This window comes from Bradyrhizobium sp. SZCCHNRI3043, from assembly GCF_032377735.1.
Classification (GTDB): Bacteria; Pseudomonadota; Alphaproteobacteria; order Rhizobiales; family Xanthobacteraceae; genus Bradyrhizobium.
Genome location: NZ_JAUHID010000012.1, coordinates 79704 through 100986, shown reverse-complemented (window position 1 = coordinate 100986; position 21283 = coordinate 79704). Strand labels below are relative to the sequence as shown.

General features: G+C 65.8%; 18 protein-coding genes. 14 read left to right on the top strand and 4 right to left on the bottom strand.

Features of this window, described 5'->3' with window-relative positions:
- Nucleotides 1-208 precede the first annotated feature (208 nt).
- A complete protein-coding gene (gene pcaD / locus QX124_RS22265; RefSeq protein WP_315798280.1) occupies nucleotides 209-991 on the top strand; it encodes a 3-oxoadipate enol-lactonase in 783 nt (260 codons plus the stop codon).
- 22 nt (nucleotides 992-1013) lie between these two features.
- Here pcaD and QX124_RS22260 read toward each other — a convergent pair whose 3' ends face one another.
- Complete coding sequence (locus QX124_RS22260) at nucleotides 1014-1553, bottom strand: hypothetical protein (protein ID WP_315798279.1); 540 nt, start codon at nucleotides 1551-1553, stop codon at nucleotides 1014-1016.
- Between the two features lie 518 nt (nucleotides 1554-2071).
- On the opposite strand from QX124_RS22260, the gene QX124_RS22255 reads away from it, so the two are divergent.
- The 8 genes from QX124_RS22255 (at nucleotide 2072) to QX124_RS22220 (ending at nucleotide 12068) form a co-directional block, all read left to right on the top strand.
- Complete coding sequence (locus QX124_RS22255; RefSeq protein WP_315798278.1) at nucleotides 2072-3277, top strand: HlyD family secretion protein; 1206 nt, start codon at nucleotides 2072-2074, stop codon at nucleotides 3275-3277.
- Nucleotides 3277-5247, top strand: a complete 1971-nt coding sequence (locus QX124_RS22250) for a glycosyltransferase (RefSeq protein ID WP_315798277.1) — start codon at nucleotides 3277-3279, stop codon at nucleotides 5245-5247. The genes QX124_RS22255 and QX124_RS22250 overlap by 1 nt, the downstream gene beginning before the upstream one ends.
- Before the next feature lie 43 nt (nucleotides 5248-5290).
- Nucleotides 5291-6370: a hypothetical protein gene (locus QX124_RS22245; protein WP_315737412.1), complete on the top strand. Its 1080-nt coding sequence runs from the start codon at nucleotides 5291-5293 to the stop codon at nucleotides 6368-6370.
- A gap of 603 nt (nucleotides 6371-6973) precedes the next feature.
- Nucleotides 6974-7891, top strand: coding sequence for an ABC transporter permease subunit (locus tag QX124_RS22240; protein WP_315737411.1), 918 nt, complete (start codon nucleotides 6974-6976; stop codon nucleotides 7889-7891).
- Nucleotides 7892-7904: 13 nt separating this feature from the next.
- Nucleotides 7905-9233 (top strand): high-affinity branched-chain amino acid ABC transporter permease LivM, encoded by a 1329-nt coding sequence (gene livM, locus QX124_RS22235; protein WP_315798276.1) that lies wholly within the window; start codon nucleotides 7905-7907, stop codon nucleotides 9231-9233.
- On the top strand, nucleotides 9230-10063 hold the full coding sequence (locus QX124_RS22230) for an ABC transporter ATP-binding protein (RefSeq protein ID WP_315737409.1): 834 nt from the start codon (nucleotides 9230-9232) through the stop codon (nucleotides 10061-10063). The genes livM and QX124_RS22230 overlap by 4 nt, the downstream gene beginning before the upstream one ends.
- A complete protein-coding gene (locus tag QX124_RS22225) occupies nucleotides 10060-10791 on the top strand; it encodes an ABC transporter ATP-binding protein (RefSeq protein ID WP_315737408.1) in 732 nt (243 codons plus the stop codon). The genes QX124_RS22230 and QX124_RS22225 overlap by 4 nt, the downstream gene beginning before the upstream one ends.
- Nucleotides 10792-10949: 158 nt before the next feature.
- Nucleotides 10950-12068, top strand: coding sequence for a branched-chain amino acid ABC transporter substrate-binding protein (locus tag QX124_RS22220; RefSeq protein ID WP_315737407.1), 1119 nt, complete (start codon nucleotides 10950-10952; stop codon nucleotides 12066-12068).
- Between the two features lie 138 nt (nucleotides 12069-12206).
- On the opposite strand, the gene QX124_RS22215 is transcribed toward QX124_RS22220, so the two are convergent.
- Nucleotides 12207-12608, bottom strand: a complete 402-nt coding sequence (locus tag QX124_RS22215; protein WP_315750016.1) for a response regulator — start codon at nucleotides 12606-12608, stop codon at nucleotides 12207-12209.
- 236 nt (nucleotides 12609-12844) lie between these two features.
- On the opposite strand from QX124_RS22215, the gene QX124_RS22210 reads away from it, so the two are divergent.
- Together QX124_RS22210 and QX124_RS22205 are read left to right on the top strand one after the other, a co-directional pair.
- Nucleotides 12845-15619, top strand: coding sequence for a PAS domain S-box protein (locus tag QX124_RS22210; protein ID WP_315798275.1), 2775 nt, complete (start codon nucleotides 12845-12847; stop codon nucleotides 15617-15619).
- An 81-nt stretch (nucleotides 15620-15700) separates the two neighbouring features.
- The gene (locus QX124_RS22205) at nucleotides 15701-16699 is read left to right on the top strand and encodes a P1 family peptidase (RefSeq protein ID WP_315798274.1); all 999 of its coding nucleotides are present in this window, start codon (nucleotides 15701-15703) and stop codon (nucleotides 16697-16699) included.
- Between the two features lie 2 nt (nucleotides 16700-16701).
- Here the strand turns inward: QX124_RS22205 and QX124_RS22200 are convergent, their stop codons facing one another.
- Nucleotides 16702-17469, bottom strand: coding sequence for an EF-hand domain-containing protein (locus tag QX124_RS22200; RefSeq protein WP_315759228.1), 768 nt, complete (start codon nucleotides 17467-17469; stop codon nucleotides 16702-16704).
- Between the two features lie 226 nt (nucleotides 17470-17695).
- On the opposite strand from QX124_RS22200, the gene rpe reads away from it, so the two are divergent.
- The 3 genes from rpe to QX124_RS22185 are packed head-to-tail and all read left to right on the top strand — an operon-like array spanning nucleotide 17696 to nucleotide 19772.
- Entirely contained in the window at nucleotides 17696-18397 is a 702-nt protein-coding gene (rpe, locus tag QX124_RS22195; protein ID WP_315737402.1) for a ribulose-phosphate 3-epimerase, read from the top strand.
- Nucleotides 18398-18412: 15 nt separating this feature from the next.
- Nucleotides 18413-18898 carry an ureidoglycolate lyase gene (locus tag QX124_RS22190; RefSeq protein WP_315779803.1) on the top strand — a complete coding sequence of 162 codons (486 nt, stop codon included), beginning with the start codon at nucleotides 18413-18415 and terminating at the stop codon, nucleotides 18896-18898.
- Nucleotides 18899-18941: 43 nt separating this feature from the next.
- Complete coding sequence (locus QX124_RS22185; protein WP_315798273.1) at nucleotides 18942-19772, top strand: bifunctional allantoicase/(S)-ureidoglycine aminohydrolase; 831 nt, start codon at nucleotides 18942-18944, stop codon at nucleotides 19770-19772.
- 50 nt (nucleotides 19773-19822) lie between these two features.
- Here the strand turns inward: QX124_RS22185 and QX124_RS22180 are convergent, their stop codons facing one another.
- Nucleotides 19823-21280 (bottom strand): bifunctional serine/threonine-protein kinase/universal stress protein, encoded by a 1458-nt coding sequence (locus tag QX124_RS22180; protein ID WP_315798272.1) that lies wholly within the window; start codon nucleotides 21278-21280, stop codon nucleotides 19823-19825.
- Nucleotides 21281-21283 lie beyond the last annotated feature (3 nt).

Sequence of the window (21283 nt, the reverse complement as noted above, 5' to 3'; positions counted from 1 at the left end):
GTTAGAGGCATTCAAGTAAAGCACCGAACGTCCAAAAGGAAGGGCGAGCAGCGACCGGAAGCGTTGCAGAAAAGCCGGAGCACCGCAGCATTCCGGATCTCGCCGCCGTTGGGTTTTGATTGGCAGACGGCGGTGGGGGTGGTTAGTTCGCCATCGAATCTGCACGATTCCTCCGGCGGCGCGGCCGCCTGCGACAAGGATTCCGCTCATGCCGATGATCGATGCCGACGGCTGTCTGTTGAATGTCACCGTCGAGGGCCGCGACGGCGGACCGACCCTGATGCTCTCGAACTCGCTCGGCTCGACGCTGCAGATGTGGGAGCCGCAGATGCGCGCCTTCACGCAGGTGTTCCGCGTGATCCGCTATGACCGGCGCGGTCATGGCAGATCGCAAGTGCCGCCCGGGCCCTACACCATCGAGCGATTCGGCCGCGACGCGCTGGCGATTCTCGACGACCTCAACATCGAGAAGGTGCACTGGTGCGGCGTGTCGATGGGCGGCATGGTCGGGCAGTGGCTCGCGGCCCACGCTCCTGAACGTGTAGGCAAGCTCGTGCTCGCCAACACCACCTGCTACTACCCCGATCCGGCAATCTGGGACGCCCGCATCAAGGCGGTCGAGGACAGCGGACTCGCTGGAATCGCCGACACGGTCATCGCCGGCTGGCTGACTCAGGAGTTTCGTGATCACAATCCCGACGTTGCCGACCGGATGAAGGCAATGCTCGTGGCCACCCCGGTCGAGGGCTATCTCGCTTGCTGCAAAGCACTGCGGGCGCTGGACCTGCGCGAGGACCTGCCGGCCATCAAAAGCCCAACCCTCGTCGTGGCCGGCCGCTACGACAAGTCGACGCCGATCGCGATGGCGGAAGCGATCCGCAGCCGGATCCCCGGCGCCAGCATGACCATCGTCGATGCCGCGCACATCTCGAATGTCGAAGCGGCGGGCCAGTTCAACGATGCCGTGCTGGGCTTTCTGACCCAGCGCTGACGCACCGCGATGGATCAGGGCGTCACGCCTGCTGCGGCGTCGCCGTGGGCCCCATCTTCGGCGGAGCGGATGCGGAGGACGGCGAGGCTTGCGTCGACGGCTTCTCCACCAGCATGACGATGGCCGTGCCGAGCAGCATCAGGAGTTCCGTGGCATGCAGACGCAGTGCCTGGGGCTCCCCGAATTTGGCGGCCATGATCATGCTGAAGAAGGCGAGCATGCTGCCGAAAGCGAGCCCGATCGACAGCGCCTCGACATAGCCGGCCACCTTTCGCACCCGCGGAACCAGGATCAGGACCAGAAACATCGCGAAGAAACCTGCGACCGTCAGTCGCGCCAGCGCAAGCAGCCAGGCGGCGCGGACCGTCTCGATGCCCGACAACTGCAGGTAGTCGCTGATGAACAAGGCCACCGCAATATTGGGCCGCGCGAACAGCCCCTGGATCGGCGACACCATGATCTGAAACGCGATGATGGTCCAGGCGGGCACGAAATAGAGCGCCAGCAGCACACCGTTGACGCAACTGAGCCGCCAATTCCTGATCACGCAATCCTTGATCATGTCACGCCCACCTTTCCATCCCACAAACCGCCCGCCCGGCCGATTTCCAGACGAGCTAACGCGCGGCGAACGCGCCCGGCAATTTAAACCATTCGTTTACCTTAACAGGGTGGCGACGGGCGCGAGCTACTAGCGGTCACCGTCCAAGAGGCCGGGCCGATGACCTCGCCGATCAGGCCTCGACTTCCCGCGCGACGGCGGCCTTCCCGGCCATCAACGCCTCCACGAACATCTGCATCGCATCCGACATTGCGCGCCCGCTTCGTCTTCAGCACCGCGATGCGGCTGCTCCGCTGAATGATCGCCGTAACCGACGCCTGCATCGGGGTCACGATCGATGCGCCGGCAGTCCGATCGCGTCGATGGCCGCTGCACCGCAATTATGTGCGCCGCGCCATCATTGCTTTTGACTAGCGTCAAAGTAGCTAGACAATGTGATACTATCTTAAGACGAGCGCTGCTGCGTTTCGCACAGCTCGATCGTGATGCGGCAGGCAGCCGCCGAGCGGGAGTACTGCATGAGACTGGCTCGGATCTTCATCGGCATCCTCCTGCTGGCCGGCGGCCTCTACATCCTGGTCGGCGAGCATTTCGCCGGAACTTCAGGCGACGCGACCGTCAATGCCCGGCTTTACGTCGTGCGCGCGCCGATCGAAGGCCGCGTGACGCTGGGGGTGAGCCATATCGGCGTCAGGGTCAACGCCGGGGAACTCATGGCCGAGATCGTCGACGACCGGTTCGACACCACGCGCCTGCTCAATCTCGAGCGCGACCGTGACGAGCAGAAGATCGCGCTCAAGCGGGTTCCGGCGCAGCGTTCGGCGCTCGAGCAAGCGCGGGCCGCCTTCGCGGCCCAGTCGGCCAACTACAAGACCGGCCGCGTCCGCCAGATCGCGGCACGCATCGCCGAGGCCAAGGCGGCGGAGGATGCCGCGGCCGCCCGGCTGAAGCTCGCGGATCTCACCTTCACGCGGGCCAACGAGCTGAAGGAACGCGGGGTCCAGACGGTCGCCGGCCTCGACCAGGCCAGCGCCTCGCTCGATATCGCCAAGCAGGATTTGGAAAGCGCGAAACAGCGCACCAACTATGTCGAGACCGAGCTCGGCTCCGCGCAATCGGGGGTCTTCATCGGCGACTCCTACAACGACGTGCCGTTCTCGATGCAGCGCATTCACGAGCTCGACCTGCGCCTCGCCGAACTTGCCGTGGACGAGCAGCAGATCCAATCCCGCCTGGTCCAATACGAGCAGCAGATCAACGCCGAACGCGTCCGGATCAACCGACTGACCTCGGCGACGCTGAGGGCCCGCGTCCCGGGCATGGCCTGGGATTTCCTCGTCGACGACGGCGAATATGCCCGTCGCGGTCAGGATCTCGCCAAGCTGGTGGACTGCAACAGTCTCGTGGTGACCGCGAGCGTTCCCGAAAGTCTCTACGCCAGCCTGTCGATCGGCGCCCCGGTGCAGTTCCGTCTGTTCGGAGACGACCGGATATTCGATGGGACGGTGACACGTCTCGGCGGCTCGGGCGCCTCGCAACTCTACGCCAATCTCGCCGTCGGCCCGACGCCGCAGCACTTGCAGCGCTTCGACGTCACCGTTGCGGTGCCAGATCTCGCCAAGCAGCCGGATCTGTCCTGCGCCATCGGGCGCACCGGCCGGGTGATCTTCACCAGCGGACCGATCGCGACATTGCGCGGCTTCGTCGCCCGGTACGGCTACTGATGCCGACGCTGTCACCATTCCTGTCCGCGTTCGCAGTCGTTGCGATCATCGTAGGGCTGCGCGTCCTGGTGTTGCCCCTCCTGGACCCGAAGATATGGTACTGGCGGACTCTGCTCCTCAGCGGCTCGATCCTGCTGGCCTGGCGCTATGTCGCCTGGCGCTTCACCGAGACCCTTGCTCCGCCCGGCCTCACGCCGGATGGGATCCTCAGCTGGGGCTTCGCCATTCTCGAAGCGCTCACCGTTGTTTCGTCGTCCTTCGCCTTCCTGATCCTGACCAGGACCAAGGAGCGGACGACGGAGGCTGATCGCCATGCCGGCTGGTGGCTTCCGAGGCCGCCGCCTCGGGTCGACATCTTCATCACCACCTACAACGAGCAGCTCGAGGTCCTGGAGCGAACCATTGTCGGCGCCAAGGCGATCACCTATGCGGCATTGCGCGTCTTCGTCCTCGACGACGGCAGCCGGGCCTGGCTCCGGGATTACTGCACTGAGCACGGCATCGGCTATGTCGCCCGTACCGACAAGTCGCACGCCAAGGCCGGCAACATCAACAATGCCTTGCGGCTGCGCGCGGCGGATGCGGACCGGCCGGATTTCGTCGCCGTTCTCGACGCCGACTTCGTGCCTCATCTTGACTTCGTCGAGCGGACGCTCGCGTTGTTCCACGATCCGGCTGTCGGCCTCGTACAGACACCCCAGCACTTCTTCAACCCGGACCCGATCCAGCACAATCTCGGCATCGGCGCGTCCTATCCCGACGAGCAGCGCCACTTCTTCGACAACGTCGAGCCGGCGCGCGACGCCTGGGGCATCGCAATGTGCTGCGGCACCTCCTCGATATTCCGCGTCTACGCCGTAGAGATGATCGGCGGCGTGCCGACCGAGAGCGTCACCGAGGATTTCCTGCTCACGCTGCGCCTGTCCGCGCACGGCTACCAGACCGTGTATCTGAACGAGGCGTTGTCGGAGGGATTGGCGCCGGAAGGCCTTGCGGAATACGTCACGCAGCGCGGCCGCTGGTGCCTCGGCCTCATGCAGATCGTGCGCAACGTCTACAATCCATTCGGCTCCCATGGTCTCGACTTCTTCCACCGGCTCAGCGTGCTCGACTCGCTGCTTTACTGGACGTCGACCTATCCGTTCCGCCTCGCCGCGCTGATCTGTCCACTGCTTTACTGGTGGGGCGGGGTGACCGTGGTGAACGCCTCGATCGCCGACATCATCCGGTATTACGGCCCCTATTATCTCTCGATCATGTACACGCTGAACTGGCTGTCCAAGGGACTGTTCATTCCGATCGTCAACGATGTCTCGCAGATCGTCGCCGCCTGGCCCGTGCTCCGCGCCGCCGCTCTCGGCCTGCTCTCCCCCGGTCCGCACAAATTCTCGGTGACCGCCAAGGGCGGCGATCGCGCCAAGATCATCGTCCAATGGCCGCTGATGCGGCCCTTCCTGATCCTGATGGCGCTGACGATCGGTGGCATGATCGTGTCGCTGACGTCCGATTTCGTCTTCAATACCACGGGGACCGCGGGAGACGGCGTCATCGTCGTGATGTTCTGGACGATCTACAACATTCTGGTGCTGTCGGTGGCGATCGCCGTGTGCATCGACCGTCCACGCTACAACCGGCCGCAACGCCAGATCGTCGAGCCGATAACCCTGACGGTCGACGGCGAGCCGCAACGCGGCTGGATCGTCAATCTCGGCCCCGGCGGCGCACGCGTCAGCGGTCCGGTCGGCCTTGCGACCGGCGCCATCGGCACGCTCACTTTGCCCCTGATCGGCGATATCCCGACCAAGGTCGCGGCTCCGACGAACGACGGCTACCGGCTCATATTTACGGTGACGCCGCAGCAGCGCGCCCAGATCATCGAGCGGCTGCACACCGCGAGCGGAGTGCCCGGCGCCGACAGCGGCGATCTCGGCCGCATGCTGAAAGAACTCGCGCGAGCCGTGGCCGATTGAGGAGAAGGCGATGACGAGGCGACGGTGGAGCTTACAGACAGCGGTGTTCCTCGGCGGCACGACACTGATCGTCGTGACGGCGCTGGCCGTTGCCATCCTCTATTCGGCGTCGCTGCAGCGGCGCGGCGAGGAGCTCGCGATCGAGCAGCTGAGGACGCGCGGTGAGCTCAGCGCAAACCTGCTGGCGCGACAGATGTACGGCACGTGGATCGACGTGTCGCGGCTCGCCGCGATCATCGACCCCGCCGACGTCGCCGAGGCGCGCCGACAGATCCAGTTCGTGAGCCAGTTCCAGCCGCGCTATGCCTGGCTCGGCATCGCCGACCCCGGCGGCAAGGTCATCGCGAGCAAGGACCGGATGCTGGAAGGACAAAGCGTCGCCGACCTGCGCTGGTTCCGGCATGGACTCGGGGTGCCGACGGCGGTCGATGATCGCGAACCAGAGACCCTGGGCCGGATGTTGCAGGCCGCTTCGGGACCGGACCGCTTGATCGCCATGTCGGCTCCGCTGATGCACGACGGCGCCCCCGCCGGTGTCATCGGGGCCCAAATCGATTGGAAATGGGTGATCGAATCCGTCGCGGCGCTGGCGTCGCGCGACATCGATCTGGTGTTGCTGTCGCGCGAGAGCATCGTGCTGTTCGGCCCGCCGGATCTCGTCGGCAAGCAACTGACGATCGGCTCGGCGCAGGCCGCAAGCCGCGGGGCCCCGGTCGCGCTCATCGAGCGATGGCCCGACGGCAAGGACTATTTCACCGTCACGTTCCCCACCGTGAAGTACGCCGATCTGCCGAGCTTCGGCTGGTCCCTTCTGATCCGGCAGGACGCCGTTGCCGCGATGCTGCCGACCCGCCAGCTTGTGCGCTCGTTTTGGTTCAACGTTGCCGGTGGCGTGTTCTCGATCCTGGTGCTGCTCAATTTCGCCGCGAAATGGGTGGCGACGCCGATGCGCCGTCTTGCCCAGGCCGCCGAGACCATGGTGAAAGATCCGTTTTCCGGCATGGTGGCTCGGGAAACCCGGTACGATGAGGCGACGCGGCTGCGCGACGCCTTGGTCAGGCTCCAGTCGAAGCTGATGGCAAAAGTGCCTGGTTCGACGGAAGACAGCGGTAGCGGCATATGAGCGGCGCCAGCGACAAGATCAGCTCGATGCGCTCGACGCCGAAGGTCGCGGCCCTCGTCGCTCGCGCCTCCTTCGCCATCATTGGCCTCAGCGGCTAGCCCGAGCGGCGGCGAGAGAATCCGAGCTGAAAGCGAATCCTCCAGTGTCCACGCCAACGAGCGGTCCTGCAGACGCGGGTCCTGGTATTGCTGGCCGGGACGCGGGCTGCCCCTCCGTGTCCCTCATCTTGCCGGTTCGGTCTCCCGGCCGGACTTTGGTGCCCCTGGTTTCTTGTCCGCCAGCCTGCTCATGGGGTTCTCGCTTCGCTACCGCGCGCAACCAGTGCGAGAGCACCTCCTTCGGCGGTAGGTGCTGTGTTCCGCGGTGGTCATTTGATGGCGATGGCCGGACCCGAGAAAGGCACGGGAACCGCGCCGTCAAAGGAGGCGGGATAAGCCCGCAATTGTGGCACTGCACGCTGTTGCGGCACCCGGTTCCTAGCTGTTAGTACTGGCCCACGCGTCGCCTTGGGCGCGGGTGCGATCTCCAGGCATACCAGCACCTGCTCTGCAAGGCCCCCGCCGCGTTGCGAACCGATATCGGCAATCTCACTCACGGCAGTTCATGGATTATTTCGCGCAACAGCTCATCAATGGCCTCGTCCTTGGCTCGATCTACGGCCTGATCGCCATCGGCTACACCATGGTCTATGGCATCGTCGGCATGATCAATTTCGCCCATGGCGACATCTTCATGATCGGCGGCTTCATCGCGCTGATCTCGTTCCTGGTCCTGGTGTCGCTGGGCCTGACTGCGGTTCCGGTAATTCTGCTGATCGTGCTGCTGGTCTCGATGGCCATCACGGCGCTCTATGGCTGGACCGTCGAACGCATCGCCTACCGCCCGCTGCGGCACTCGTTCCGCCTGGCGCCGATGCTGTCCGCCATCGGCATGTCGTTCGTGCTCACCAACTATTCGCAGGTGTCGCAGGGCGCGCGCGTCAAGCCGGTGCCGCCGATCATCACCGGCGGCTATACCCTGCACGAGGGTGCGGGCGGCTTCGTCGTCCAGCTCTCCAACATCCAGATCGTGGTGGTCATCACCACCATCGTTCTGCTCGCGCTGTTCACCTGGCTGGTATCCCGCACGCGGCTCGGCCGCGACATGCGCGCCTGCGAGCAGGATCAGACCATGGCGGCACTGCTCGGCGTCGACGTCGACCGCACCATCTCGATGACCTTCGTGATCGGCGCGGCGCTCGCTGCCGTCGCCGGCATGATGTACCTGCTGTATTACGGCCTGGTCGACTTCTTCATGGGCTTCGTCGCCGGCATCAAGGCGTTCACGGCGGCGGTGCTCGGCGGCATCGGCTCGCTGCCGGGCGCGATGCTCGGCGGCCTCGCGATCGGACTGATCGAGACGTTCTGGTCGGCCTATTTCTCGGTGGAGTACAAGGACGTCGCGGCATTCTCGATCCTCATCGTCGTGCTGATCTTCCTGCCAACCGGCCTGCTCGGCCGGCCCGAAGTCGAAAAAGTCTGAAGATGGAGTCCGCGTGAGCGCGTCCCTTCCCGCCTCGTCGAAAGGCTCCGAACCGGTCGGAGCCGCCTTCATCCTCAAGAAGGCCTTTCTCAGTGCGCTGGTCGCTCTCGGTCTGTTCTCCCTGATGGTCGGCGTCCGCACCGAAGCGGGCCAGAGCGGCCAGCTCGTATACTGGACCCGCTTCGGCGACCTCGCCAGCCTGGTTGCGGCGGTGTTCGTCGGCTCGATCGCGGTCGAGCTGCTGCGGCTGTGGCTCGGACCGCGCGGCGGCCTCGGCAGCTTCGTGCCGCCGTCCGTGCAGAGCGGCATGTCGGTAGCCGGCCGCTATCTCGCGCCGGCGCTGCTGATCTTCACCTTCCTGGTGCCGGTGATCTTCTACAATCAGCGCTATATTCTCGACCTCGGCATCCTGGTCCTCACCTACGTCATGCTGGGCTGGGGCCTCAACGTCGTGGTCGGTCTCGCCGGCCTGCTCGACCTCGGCTACGTCGCGTTCTACGCGGTTGGCGCCTATTCCTACGGCCTGCTCTCGACCACCTTCGGCCTGTCGTTCTGGATCTGCCTGCCGCTCGCCGGTATTCTCGCCGCATTCTGGGGCGTGCTGCTCGGCTTTCCGGTGCTGCGGCTGCGCGGTGACTACCTCGCCATCGTCACCCTGGCCTTTGGCGAGATCATCCGCCTCGTTCTCATCAACTGGCAGGACGTGACCGGCGGTCCCAACGGCGTCTCCGGGATTCCGCGACCGACGTTGTTCGGCATTCCGCTCGTACCGGGCGAAGGCGGCCTTGCATCGATGCTCGGCATCCCGTTCTCGCCGACGCATCGCATCGTTTTTCTGTTCTATCTGATCCTGGCGCTGGCACTCTTGACCAACTGGGTCACCATCCGGCTGCGCCGGCTGCCGATCGGCCGGGCCTGGGAAGCGCTGCGCGAGGACGAGGTCGCCTGCCGCGCGCTCGGCATCAACATCACCACCACCAAGCTGACCGCATTTGCGACCGGCGCGATGTTCGGCGGTTTCGCCGGCGCCTTCTTCGCCACGCGCCAGGGCTTCATCAGCCCGGAATCCTTCACCTTCCAGGAATCGGCGCTGGTACTCGCCATCGTCGTGCTCGGCGGCATGGGGTCGCAGCTCGGCGTGGCGCTGGCGGCGCTCGCCATGATCGGCGGCTTCGAGCTGTTCAGAAGCCTCGAGGGCTACCGCATGCTGGTGTTCGGTCTCGCCATGGTGCTCGTGATGATCTGGCGGCCGCGCGGCATTGTCGGCCATCGCGCGCCAACCGTATTCCTGGAAAAATCCAAGAGCATCTCTTCGGACCTCGTCAAGGAAGGCCACGGATGAGCTCCGCTCCCATTCTCGCACTTGAAAACCTCACCATGCGCTTCGGCGGCATCGTCGCCGTCAATGCGCTGTCGTTCACCGCGCAACGCACGCAGATCACGGCCCTGATCGGCCCCAACGGCGCCGGCAAGACCACCGTGTTCAACTGCATCACCGGCTTCTACAAGCCGACCTCCGGCGTCATCCGCCTGACCCATGATGACGGCGCGCAGTTCGAGATGCAGAAGCTGAAGGACTTCAACATCTCCAAGCAGGCCAAGGTGGCGCGGACGTTCCAGAACATCCGGCTGTTTCCGGGCATGACGGCGCTCGAGAACCTGATGGTCGCGCAGCACAACGCGCTGATGCGCGCGTCCGGCATGACGGTGCTCGGGCTGCTCGGCGTGCCCTCGTGGCGCGCGGCCGAGCGGAACGCGATCGATGCGGCCGTGTTCTGGCTGAAGCGCGTCGGGCTGATCGACCGCGCCGACGACGCGGCCGGCAATCTCGCCTATGGCGACCAGCGCCGGCTGGAGATCGCGCGCGCGATGTGCACCTCGCCGGCCCTGCTCTGCCTCGACGAACCGGCCGCCGGCCTCAACGCGCGCGAGAGTGCGGCCCTCAGCGAGCTGCTGCTGTCGATCCGAGCCGATCACGCCACGTCGATCCTGCTGATCGAGCACGACATGAGCGTCGTGATGGAAATCTCCGACCGGATCGTCGTGATGGACTACGGCGTCAAGATCGCGGAAGGCACGCCGCGCGAGATCAGGGATGATCCCAAGGTCATCGCGGCCTATCTCGGCACCGACGAGGAAGAGGCCGCAGCCGTGATGGAGGCCGAGGCGTGAGCGCGTCCCTCCTCGCAATCCGCAGCCTGCGTGCCTCCTACGGCAAGATCGAAGCGCTCAAGGGCGTCGATCTCGACATCAAGCCCGGCGAGATCGTCGCGCTGATCGGCGCCAACGGCGCCGGCAAGTCGACCCTGATGATGTCGATCTTCGGGCGGCCGCGCGCGAGCTCCGGCAACATCGTCTACGACGGCAACGACATCACACAGGTGCCGACGCATCAGATCGCGCAGCTGCGCATCGCGCAGTCGCCGGAGGGACGCCGCATCTTTCCGCGCATGAGCGTCGCGGAAAACCTGCAGATGGGCGCCGACGCCGGCGAGACGACCGACGCGGAGCGGGCCAGCATGCTGGAGCGCGTCTTCGCGCTGTTCCCGCGCCTGAAGGAGCGCATCGACCAGCGCGGCGGCACGCTGTCCGGCGGCGAGCAGCAGATGCTGGCGATCGGGCGCGCGCTGATGAGCCGGCCGCGGCTGCTGCTGCTGGACGAGCCCTCGCTCGGCCTGGCGCCGCTGATCGCACGCCAGATTTTCGACGCCATTCGGACACTCAACCGCCAAGACGGTCTGACCGTGCTGATCGTCGAGCAGAACGCCAATCACGCGCTGAAGCTCGCCCATCGCGGCTACGTGCTGGTCAACGGCCTGATTACGCTGTCGGGCACCGGCACCGAGCTGCTGCAGCGGCCGGAGATCCGCGCTGCCTATCTGGAGGGCGGCCGCCACTGAGGCGGAGCCCTCAAAATCCGGCCGAAATGACATTAGTCCTTCGTAGGTGTCGTCGAAAATTGCCGGTGACTTCGCCGGAAAATCAGCCACAATGCGCGCGGTCTGCGGCCCGCCGTTCGGGCCGTTCCGTGTCGACCTACCCCCCGCGAGGATTTCTCATGAAACCACTCAAACTCATCGGCTTGGCTCTGGGCGCATCGCTGGCGCTCTCGACCGCTGCTTTCGCCGAAGACATCAACATCGCCGTGGCCGGCCCCATGACCGGCAGTGAATCGGCCTTCGGCCGCCAAATGCAGAACGGCGCCGAGATGGCGGTAGCCGACCTCAATGCTGCCGGCGGCGTGCTCGGCAAAAAGCTCGCACTGCAGGTGGGTGACGATGCCTGCGATCCGAAGCAGGCGCGTTCGGTTGCCGAAAAGCTCGCCGGCTCCGGCATTCCGTTCGTCGCCGGCCATTTCTGCTCGTCGTCGTCGATCCCGGCCTCCGAGGCCTATGCCGACAGCAACGTCCTGCAGATCACGCCCGCGTCGACCAACCCGCTGTTCACCGAGCGCAAGCTGTGGAACGTGGCGCGCGTCTGCGGCCGCGACGACCAGCAGGGTCTCGTCGCCGCCAACTACATCGCGAAGAACTTCAAGGGCAAGAACATCGCGATCCTCAACGACAAGACTACCTACGGCAAGGGTCTCGCCGACGAGACCAAGAAGGCGCTCAACAAGGCCGGCGTCACCGAGAAGATGTTCGAGTCCTACAACAAGGGCGACAAGGACTTCAACGCGATCGTCTCCCGCCTGAAGCGTGACAACATCGATCTCGTCTATGTCGGCGGCTATCATCAGGAAGCCGGCCTCATCCTGCGCCAGATGCGCGACCAGGGTCTCAAGACCATCCTGATGGCGGGCGACGCGATGAACGACAAGGAGTTCGCCTCGATCACCGGCCCGGCCGCGGAAGGCACGCTGTTCACCTTCGGCCCCGAGCCGCGCAACAAGCCGACCGCGAAGGCGATCGTGGACAAGTTCAAGGCCAAGAACATCGATCCCGAGGGCTACACGCTCTACACCTACGCCGCGATCCAGGTCTGGTCGCAGGCGGTGAAGAAGGCCAACACCACTGACGCCAAGAAGGTGATGGACACCATCAAGGCCGGCGAGTGGGACACCGTTCTCGGCAAGCTCGGCTTCGACGCCAAGGGCGACATCAAGCAGATCGACTACGTCGTCTACAAGTGGGACGCCAAGGGCGGCTACGCCGAGCTCGGCGGCAAGGGCTCCTGATAGAACTCCTGATCCGCTTCGATCATCATCAGCAAAATGCAAACGCCCCGGTCCTGGACCGGGGCGTTCTGCTGAGAGCTTGGTTCGTCGTTGAAGCGCCTGCAGGACAGTCGTACGGAGAGTAAGTAACAGGCCGGCTCAGCCGGCACAGGCCGAAAGCGATGGGGCTCCCTTCGCCGCCACTGCCGCACGGGCCGTTTCGACGGCACGCATCAGTTCGGCCGGGCGGAACGGTTTCTGCAGGTAAACGACACGGGTCAGCTCGTCCGACATCGACGCGCCATCAAAGGCGGTCATGCCGGAGACTGCGACCACCGGCACGTCGGGAACCAGCGCGCGCATACTGCTGACCAGATCGAGCCCGTTGGAATCATCGAGATAGATGTCGACGATGACGGCATCGAACGCCTGGTCGCGGAACAACTGCAGTCCGGACGCAGCGGTTCCCGCTTCGACCACGTCGAACTGATTGACGCGCAGCACCATACAGATCATGGCGCGCACATCCTTCTGATCGTCGACCACCAGAATCCGTGGCATCAACTTCTCCAGAATTTTCCGTTGGACAACCTACAACCTAGAAGGAAATCGAACACAACTACCGGTATTATTTATCCCATTGGGGTAAAGGTGCAGTTACTTTAACTATCGACTCATTCTACAGAACGTCGCGATCTGGTACCATACAACCTTTATTAGAATATAGAAACTTTTCGCGCGCCAGTCATCGACTCCCTTTTTTGCATGTTGGCTCCCGTTGCGCAGGATTCCCGGAGATGCAGAGCATCGAGGATCACCGCGAAGTCCTGCTGTCGACGTCCACCGCGACGCGCCGAGACCAGATCGCAGCACTCGCTGCGGTTGCGATCTCGACCTTGCTGTTTGCCGCCGCCGCTCCCTTTGCCAAGGTGGAGTTGCCGGCGGTGCCTGCGTTCGTCGCGAGCTACCAGTCGGCGCTGGCGCTGAACGATCTCATCACCGCGTTCCTGCTGTTCTCGCAGTTCGTGCTGCTGCGTTCGCGACCGCTGCTGTGGTTGGCCTCGGGTTACCTGTTCACCGCGCCGGCCTCGCTACTGCACACGCTGGTGTTCCCAGGCCTGTATTCTCAGACCGGCCTGCTCGATGCAGGTCCGCAGACCGCAGTCTGGATCTACATGATCTGGCACGGCGCGTTCCCCCTGTTCGTTCTGGCCTATGCGCTGGACGACCGTCGCCGTCCGACGCCCGTTGGGTCGGTTGCGCTGTCGCTATCGGTCGCCGTGCTCGGCGTGGCGATTGCACTTGCGGCGCTCACCTGGGCGGTGATCGCCCATGATACGGCGCTGCCCGCGCTCGTCCGCGATGACGCTGCCACGCCGGCTTTGAAAGTCGTGGTCGGCGCCATCTGGTGCGTGACATCGGCTGCCCTGCTCGTCCTGGCGCTGCGCAGGCCGCACAGCATTCTCGACCTCTGGGTCATGGTGGTGCTGTGCGCCTGGCTGTTCGACCTCTCGCTCACCTCGTTGTTCAACGCCGCCCGGTTCGACCTCGGCTACTACGCGGGCCGCATCTATGGCTTGCTGGCCGCGAGCTTCGTACTCGGCGTCCTGCTCGCCGACAATGTCAGCCTGCAGGCGAGGCTCACGTGGCTGTTGCAGCAGCAGCGCCGGCAGAGCGAAAGCGAGCGGACACGCTTCATCGCGCGGGAGCGGCTGTTCAGCGCCGTCGTGGAATCCTCCAACGACGCCATCATCACGCTGACCCTGCAAGGCAAGATCACGTCCTGGAATCGCGCCGCCGAACACCTGTTCGGATACGGCGCAGACGAGGCGCTTGGCAACGACATCGGCCTGATCGTGCCCGCCGAACGGCGCAGCGAGGTCGATCGCATCCTGAGCCGGATCGGCGGCGGCGAGAAGATCGAGCATCACGAGACGATCCGCCGCCACAAGGACGGCCGCGAGATCGAAGTATCGCTCGGCGTGTCGCCGATCCTCGACGCGCATGGTGTGGTCATCGGCGCCTCGAAGGTGGCGCGCGACATCACCGAGAGCAAGCGCACCCGAACCGCCCTGACCCGTGAGACCGAGGAGCGCCGCCGCATCTTCGAGACCTCGCAGGACCTGATCCTGGTTGCCAACTCCTACGGACAATTGATGCAGGTCAGCCCGAGCGCGGTGGACGTGCTCGGCTACCGGCCGGAGGAGATGGTCGGCCGCAATGCCAGCGACTTCGTCTATCCGCCCGAGCTCGAGGCGGTCCGTAGCCAGATGCGCGCCTGCCGCCGCGGCCGCGACGTCCACAATTTCGAGGCGCAGCTGTTGCACAAGGAAGGCCGCGGCGTCGTCCTGAACTGGATGGCGAGCTGGTCGGACCCGGTGCAGCGCCACTTCTTCGTCGGCCGCGACCTCACCGAGAAGCGCGCCGCCGAGGCGCAATTCCGCCAGGCGCAGAAGATGGAGGCGGTCGGGCAGCTCACCGGCGGCGTCGCCCACGACTTCAACAACATCCTCACCGTCATCACCGGCAGCATCGGCATTCTTGCCGACGCCGTGTCCGACCGGCCGGAGCTCGCCTCCGTCGCCAAGCTGATCGACGACTCCGCCGACCGCGGCGCGCAGCTCACGCGGCAGTTGCTGGCCTTCGCCCGCAAGCAGCCGCTGCAGCCGACCGATCTCGACATCAATGCGCTGTTGAACGAGACCGCAGCCTTGCTGCGGCCGACGCTCGGCGCGCAGATCGAGATCGAGCGCATCCTCGGCGCCGATCCCTGCATCGCGCTCGCCGATCCGAACCAGCTCGCCACGGCGGTCATCAATCTCGCGCTCAATGCGCGTGATGCGATGCCGCAGGGCGGCAAGCTCACGCTGGAGACCGCGAACGTCACGCTCGACCAAGACTATGCCGACGCCCATAGCGAGGTCATCGTCGGTGACTACGTGATGATCGCCGTCAGCGACACCGGCTGTGGCATTCCGCCGGCCTATCTCGAGAAGGTGTTCGATCCGTTCTTCTCGACCAAGGGCACCGGCAAGGGCACGGGCCTCGGCCTCAGCATGGTATTCGGCTTCGTCAAGCAGTCGGGCGGCCACATCCAGATCTACAGCGAGGTCGGCCACGGCACCTCGATCAAGCTGTATCTGCCGCGCTCGGCGTCCGCTCCGGCGGCCAGCGCGGGCTTGCAGGCGCCGGACGCGCGCGGCGGCAATGAGACGGTCCTGATCGTGGAGGATGATCTGCTGGTACGCCAGCACGTGATCGCCCAGGTCGGCAGCCTCGGCTACGCCACGCTGGCCGCCGCCAATGCCGCCGAGGCGCTCGACGTGCTGGAGCGCCATCCGGAGATCGACCTGCTGTTCACCGACGTCATCATGCCCGGCACCATGAACGGCCGCCAGCTCGCCGACGCCGCACGGGTGCGGCGGCCGGCGCTGCGGACGTTGTTCACCTCGGGCTACACCGAGAACGCGATCGTTCACCACGGCCGACTCGACGCCGGCGTGCTGCTGCTGCCCAAGCCTTACCGCAAGCCGGAACTGGCCCGCATGATCCGCATTGCGCTGGAGGCGTGAGGCCGTAGCCCGGGTGTTGCATTGAGCCCTCGCGCCAGCCGCGCTATCCATCCAGCATCATCACCTGCCGCGAGGGCGACCGTGCAAAACCTCCTCACCGACATCGCGGGCGTACGCGTGGGCCATGCCCAGGACGCAGCGCTCGCGTCCGGCGTGACCGCGATCCTGTTCGATCAGCCGGCGGTGGCCGCGATCGACATCCGGGGCGGCGGACCCGGCGTGCGCGAGGATGCGCTGCTCGATCCTGCGAATACGGTGGAGCGGGTCGACGGCATCGCCCTGTCCGGCGGCTCGGCGTTCGGGCTGGAGGCCGCGAGCGGCATCCAGGCCTGGCTGGCGGAACAGGGCCGCGGCTTTGCCGTGCGCGACGCGCTGATCCCGATCGTCCCCGGCGCGATCGTGTTCGACCTCTTGAACGGCGGCAACAAGGCCTGGGGCCGCTACGCGCCCTATCGCGAGCTCGGCTATGCGGCCGCAGCGGCCGCCGATACCAGCTTCGCGCTCGGCAGCGTCGGTGCCGGGCTCGGGGCCACCACGGCCAACCTGCAGGGCGGGCTCGGCTCGGCGGCGGCGACGACGACAGGTGGGATCAAGGTCGCTGCCATCGCGGTGGTCAATGCCGTCGGCAGCGTCACGGTCGGCGACGGCCCGTGGTTCTGGGCGGCGCCGTACGAGGTCGACGGCGAGTTCGGCGGCCGCGGTCTGCCGGCCGCGTTCACGCCGGATATGCTGGCGATGCGCATCAAGGGCGGCCCGGCGGCGTCAGCCTCCGAGAACACGACCATCAGCCTCATCGTGACCGACGCCGTCTTGACCAAGGCGCAGGCCAAGCGGCTCGCGATGATGGCGCAGACCGGCATGGCGCGCGCGATCTATCCGGTGCATCTGCCGCTCGACGGCGACATCGTGTTCGCGGCGGCGACTTGCGCCAAGCCGATCGAGCCGCTGGTCGAGCTGAGCGAGCTCGGCATGGTCGCGGCCAATGTGCTGGCCCGCGCGATCGCACGCGGCGTCTATCACGCGCGACCGCTGCCGTTCGCCGGCGCGCTGCCGTCCTGGCAAGGCCGCTTCGGCGGCTGAGCCTAGGCGCTCACCGCGGTCGTGGAGGACGTCGAGGCCGACAGCATCTTCGACTGCCGCTGGATCAGCTTCTCGATCAGATTGTAGGACGACGTGGCGGCGTTCGACGCGGTGGTGGCCGCCGGCGTCGTCAGCGTCACCTTGGAGCCGTCGGCATAGGTGATGGTGGTCGTCGTCGAGCCGTCGCTGTTGGTCGACGAGGAGCTCGACGCGCCCGACATTGCCTGCATCAGCGCGTCCGCCCCTGCCCCTGACGAATTGCCGGAGCTGCCAGCCTCCCCGGCTCCAGCACGATGATGATGACCACGGCGGCCGCGCGCGCCCTGCAGCGCCGATGTCAGTTCGTCCATGCTGACATTGCCGTCGCTGTTGCTGTCGAGCTTGCCGAACACCTTGTCGGCATTGGCGAGGTTGGTGCCGCCGGCGCCGAGCGCGGTCTCGAATTCGGACTTTGTGATCTTGCCGTCACCGTCGCCGTCGATCTGCGAGAACAGGTCCTGCAGCGGGCTGGTCGAGGCGTTCGCACCCGACGTGCCGGACTGGCTCTGCGCTGCGAGCAGCGCGTTCATCGTCTCCGGCGCGATCTGCCCCGAACTGCTGCTGCCGGAGCTCGACCACGGGCTGAAATTGCCGGAGCTGCTCGAGCTGCCGCCGTTCAGACTGAACACGCCGCCGCCGGCATTGCCCGATTTGCCGGAACCGGACTTCGTCGACCCAAGCGACTGCAGGGCTTCCAGGGCCGATGAGGCGGCCCCCAATGCAAACCACATGGCGAAACTCCGAGGTGGCCGCAATGCGCGGCGAAACAACGTCGGATCTCTCCGTCGCAATCCCCGTGCCAGCGCCAAACCGCTGATATGTCCGGATATTTCGAGATGTTGCGGATGCCCAAACCCGGCAGGTCATGCCGCGCTCGGCAGATTTTTCCCGCTCGCGTTGCCGCAACCGCGCCCGCATGATACGGCGACAATCCCGATCGCACTGGAACAGCCGCCCATGACACAGTCCTTCACGCCGCGCCCGCTCGTCATTGCGCCGTCGATCCTGGCGTCGGATTTCTCCAAGCTCGGCGAGGAGGTGCGCGCCGTCGATGCCGCCGGCGCCGACTGGATCCATCTCGACGTCATGGACGGTCACTTCGTGCCGAACATCTCCTACGGGCCCGACGTCATCAAGGCGCTGCGCCCCCACACGACCAAGATCTTCGACGCGCATCTGATGATCACGCCGTGCGATCCCTATCTCGAAGCCTTCGCCAAGGCCGGCTGCGACCACATCACGGTGCATGCGGAGGCCGGTCCGCACTTGCATCGCTCACTGCAGGCGATCCGTGCGCTCGGCAAGAAGGCCGGCGTCTCGCTCAATCCCTCGACCCCGCTCAGCGTGATCGAATACGTGCTCGACCTCGTCGACCTCGTGCTGATCATGTCGGTCAATCCCGGCTTCGGCGGCCAGGCCTTCATCCCTTCCGCGATCGGCAAGATCCAGGATCTGCGCGCGATGACCGCGGGCCGGCCGATCGATATCGAGGTCGATGGCGGCGTCGGCCGCGACAATGCCGGCGCGCTGGCCGCGGCCGGTGCCAACGCCTTCGTCGCAGGATCTGCGGTGTTCAAGGGCGGCACGACGGAGGCCTACCGCAGCAACATCTCCGCGATCCGCAGCGCCGCCGCGTCGGCGCGCGGCGAAGCGATCTGAGGCACGCGGGGCGGGATGCACACGCTCACGCCGCAGCCGCTGACCAAGGCGGCCTTTGCTGATTTCGGCGACGTCGTCGAGACCGACGGCGCCCAACCCATCGAGATCAACCAGGGCTTCGCCCGCCGCTGCAACGGCCTCGCCGCGATCGACGTGACGTCGGGCGGCGCAGACGTGAACATCAGCCTGTTCGAGGCCAAGCCGCGGCCGCAGCCGATCGAGATCAAGCTGATGGAGCGGCATCCGCTCGGCAGCCAGCTGTTCATGCCGCTGCAGGACCGGCCCTGGCTGGTGCTGGTCTGCGACGACCCGCGTGATCCCGCGAGCTACCATGCCTTCACGGCCAGCGGACGCCAGGGCGTCAATTACGCCCGCAACGTCTGGCACCATCCGCTGCTGGTGTTCGATGAGGGCTCGCGCTTCGTGGTGATCGACCGCATCAGCCCCGACAATCTCGAGGAGCTGTGGCTCGAGCAGCCGCTGTTTCTAAGCATCCCCTGAATGGTGGCGCGCGCAGGCTGATCCGTGCGCAGGAGAGACGACGATGGACAAGCCGAACTACTTCGTGCCGCAGGGCGGCCACCCGCCGCAGACCGACCTGCTCACCGGGCGCGCCGTGTTCACTGAAGCCTACGCGGTCATTCCCAAGGGCGTGATGCGCGACATCGTCACCTCGGCGCTGCCGTTCTGGGACAAGACGCGGACCTGGGTGATCGCGCGCCCCCTGTCGGGCTTCTCGGAGACGTTCTCGCAATACATCGTCGAGGTCTCGCCCGGCGGCGGCAGCGCCCAGCCCGAGCCGGATCCGGAGGCCGAGGGCGTGCTGTTCGTGGTCGGCGGCGAGATCCTGCTCGCCATCGCCGGCAAAGAGCATCGCCTGGGCCATGGCGGCTACGCCTTCCTGCCGCCGTCCTGCGAATGGACGCTGCGCAACGACAGCCAGGCGCCCGCGACCTTCCACTGGATCCGCAAGGCCTATGAGGCCGTCCCCGGCATCGCCGTGCCCGAGGCTTTCGTCACCAACGAGGCGACGATCGCCCCTGCCGCGATGCCGGAGACGCAGGGCCGCTGGGCCACCACGCGCTTCGTCGATCCGCTCGACGTCCGCCACGACATGCACGTCAACATCGTCACCTTCGAGCCCGGCGCCGTGATCCCGTTCCTGGAGACGCATGTGATGGAGCACGGGCTCTATGTGCTCGAGGGCAAGGCGGTCTACAAGCTCAACCGCGACTGGGTCGAGGTCGAGGCCGGCGACTTCATGTGGCTGCGCGCCTTCTGCCCGCAGGCCTGCTACGCCGGCGGCCCCGGCCGCTTCCGCTATCTGCTCTACAAGGACGCCAACCGGCACATGAAGCTGCGACCGTTCAGGTGAGAGGCGCGGTCGCGCAATCGGACCCGGACTTTAATCTCAACTCTAACGTCTCACGTCCCCGACACGACCTTCGCCGGCGCGTCGTCATCCTCCTCATCCGCCTCGCGCACCACATGGCGTGTGCGCACCACCGTGACGGTGCAGCCCGCCTCCGCGGCGACCTTCGCCGAGACGCTGCCGAGCAGTGAGCGCAGTACGGAATCGCGGCGGGCGCCGATGATGATGTGGTCGACCTGGTTGGCCTCGGCGAACTCGATGATGGCGGCGGCCGGATCGACGGCCTCCAGCACGTGCACCGTCAGCCGGCTCGTGTCGAGCTTGAGCGGCGTCGCCCAGTGCTTCAGCGCGACCATGCGGTCGATGTGCTTGTTGTTGCCCTCCTCGTCCAGGGTGCGGTCGATGGTGAGGCGCCCGAGCTTCAGCACGTTGACGCAGGCGAGCCGCGCCGCGGGCAAGGTGGCGAGGATGCGCTGCGCGGTCAGCCGCAGCGCGCCGTTGAGCTCCTCGCCGCCTTCCACGGTGTCGATCGCGACCGCCACGATCGGGCTGGAGGCGATCTGCACCGCGACGTCGGATGATTTCTGTTCCGGCTGCACCAGGCCGCGGTTGAAGCGGCGGCGCCACACCGTGGTGATCGGATCGCGCGTCACCTTCGCCGAACGCGTCGTGAGCTTGACCTGGTCGGGATGGCCGAGATCGAAGGCGAGTTGCGCCGCGGTCGGGTAGCGCCACACCGGCTCGATCTCGAGACAGCGCAGCACGATCTCCTGCAGCCACGGCGGATAGTCCGGCTTCAGCTGCCGCGGCGGATAGGGATCGCGCCACAGGCGTCGGCGCATGCCGCGCAGGGTCTCGCTCTCGCCGAACGGCCGCACGCCGGTGGTGAAGAAATAGAGCAGCACGCCGAGCGAAAAAATGTCGCTGCGCGGATCGCTGCGCGTCCCCATCATGCGCTCGGGCGCCATGTAGGGCGCGGTGCCGTAAGGCAGGCGGAATTCCTCCTGCAACAGATCCGGCAGGTGCCTATGGCAGGACAGGCCGTAGTCGATCAGCACCGCCTCCCCTGACGGCCGGAACATGATGCTCGATGGCTTGATGTCGTGATGGATCACGTGCTGCCGGTGAATGTCGGCGAGCGCAGTCGCGATCTTCGCGACCAGCACCCGCGCCTCCTCGTAGGCCAGCGGCAGCTCGGGCAGCCGCTTGTACAGCGTCTCGCCCGGAATCTGCTCGATCACGACATAGGCCTGGGTGGCGAAATCGCCGGTGCCGAAACAGGCCGGCACGTGCGGTCCCGACAGTCTTGGCAGAATCATCTGCTCCATCTCGAAGCTGACGATCGCCGCAGGATCCTCGCCCTCGGAGACGCGCGGCACCTTCATCAGGATCGGCCGGTCGATGTCCGGATGGGTGACGCTCCACAACGTGGCCATGCCGCCGGAATGCACGCATTCACCGACCGTGAAGCCGTCGATCACGACGCCCGGCTTGAGCTTTGATCTCGGCATGTT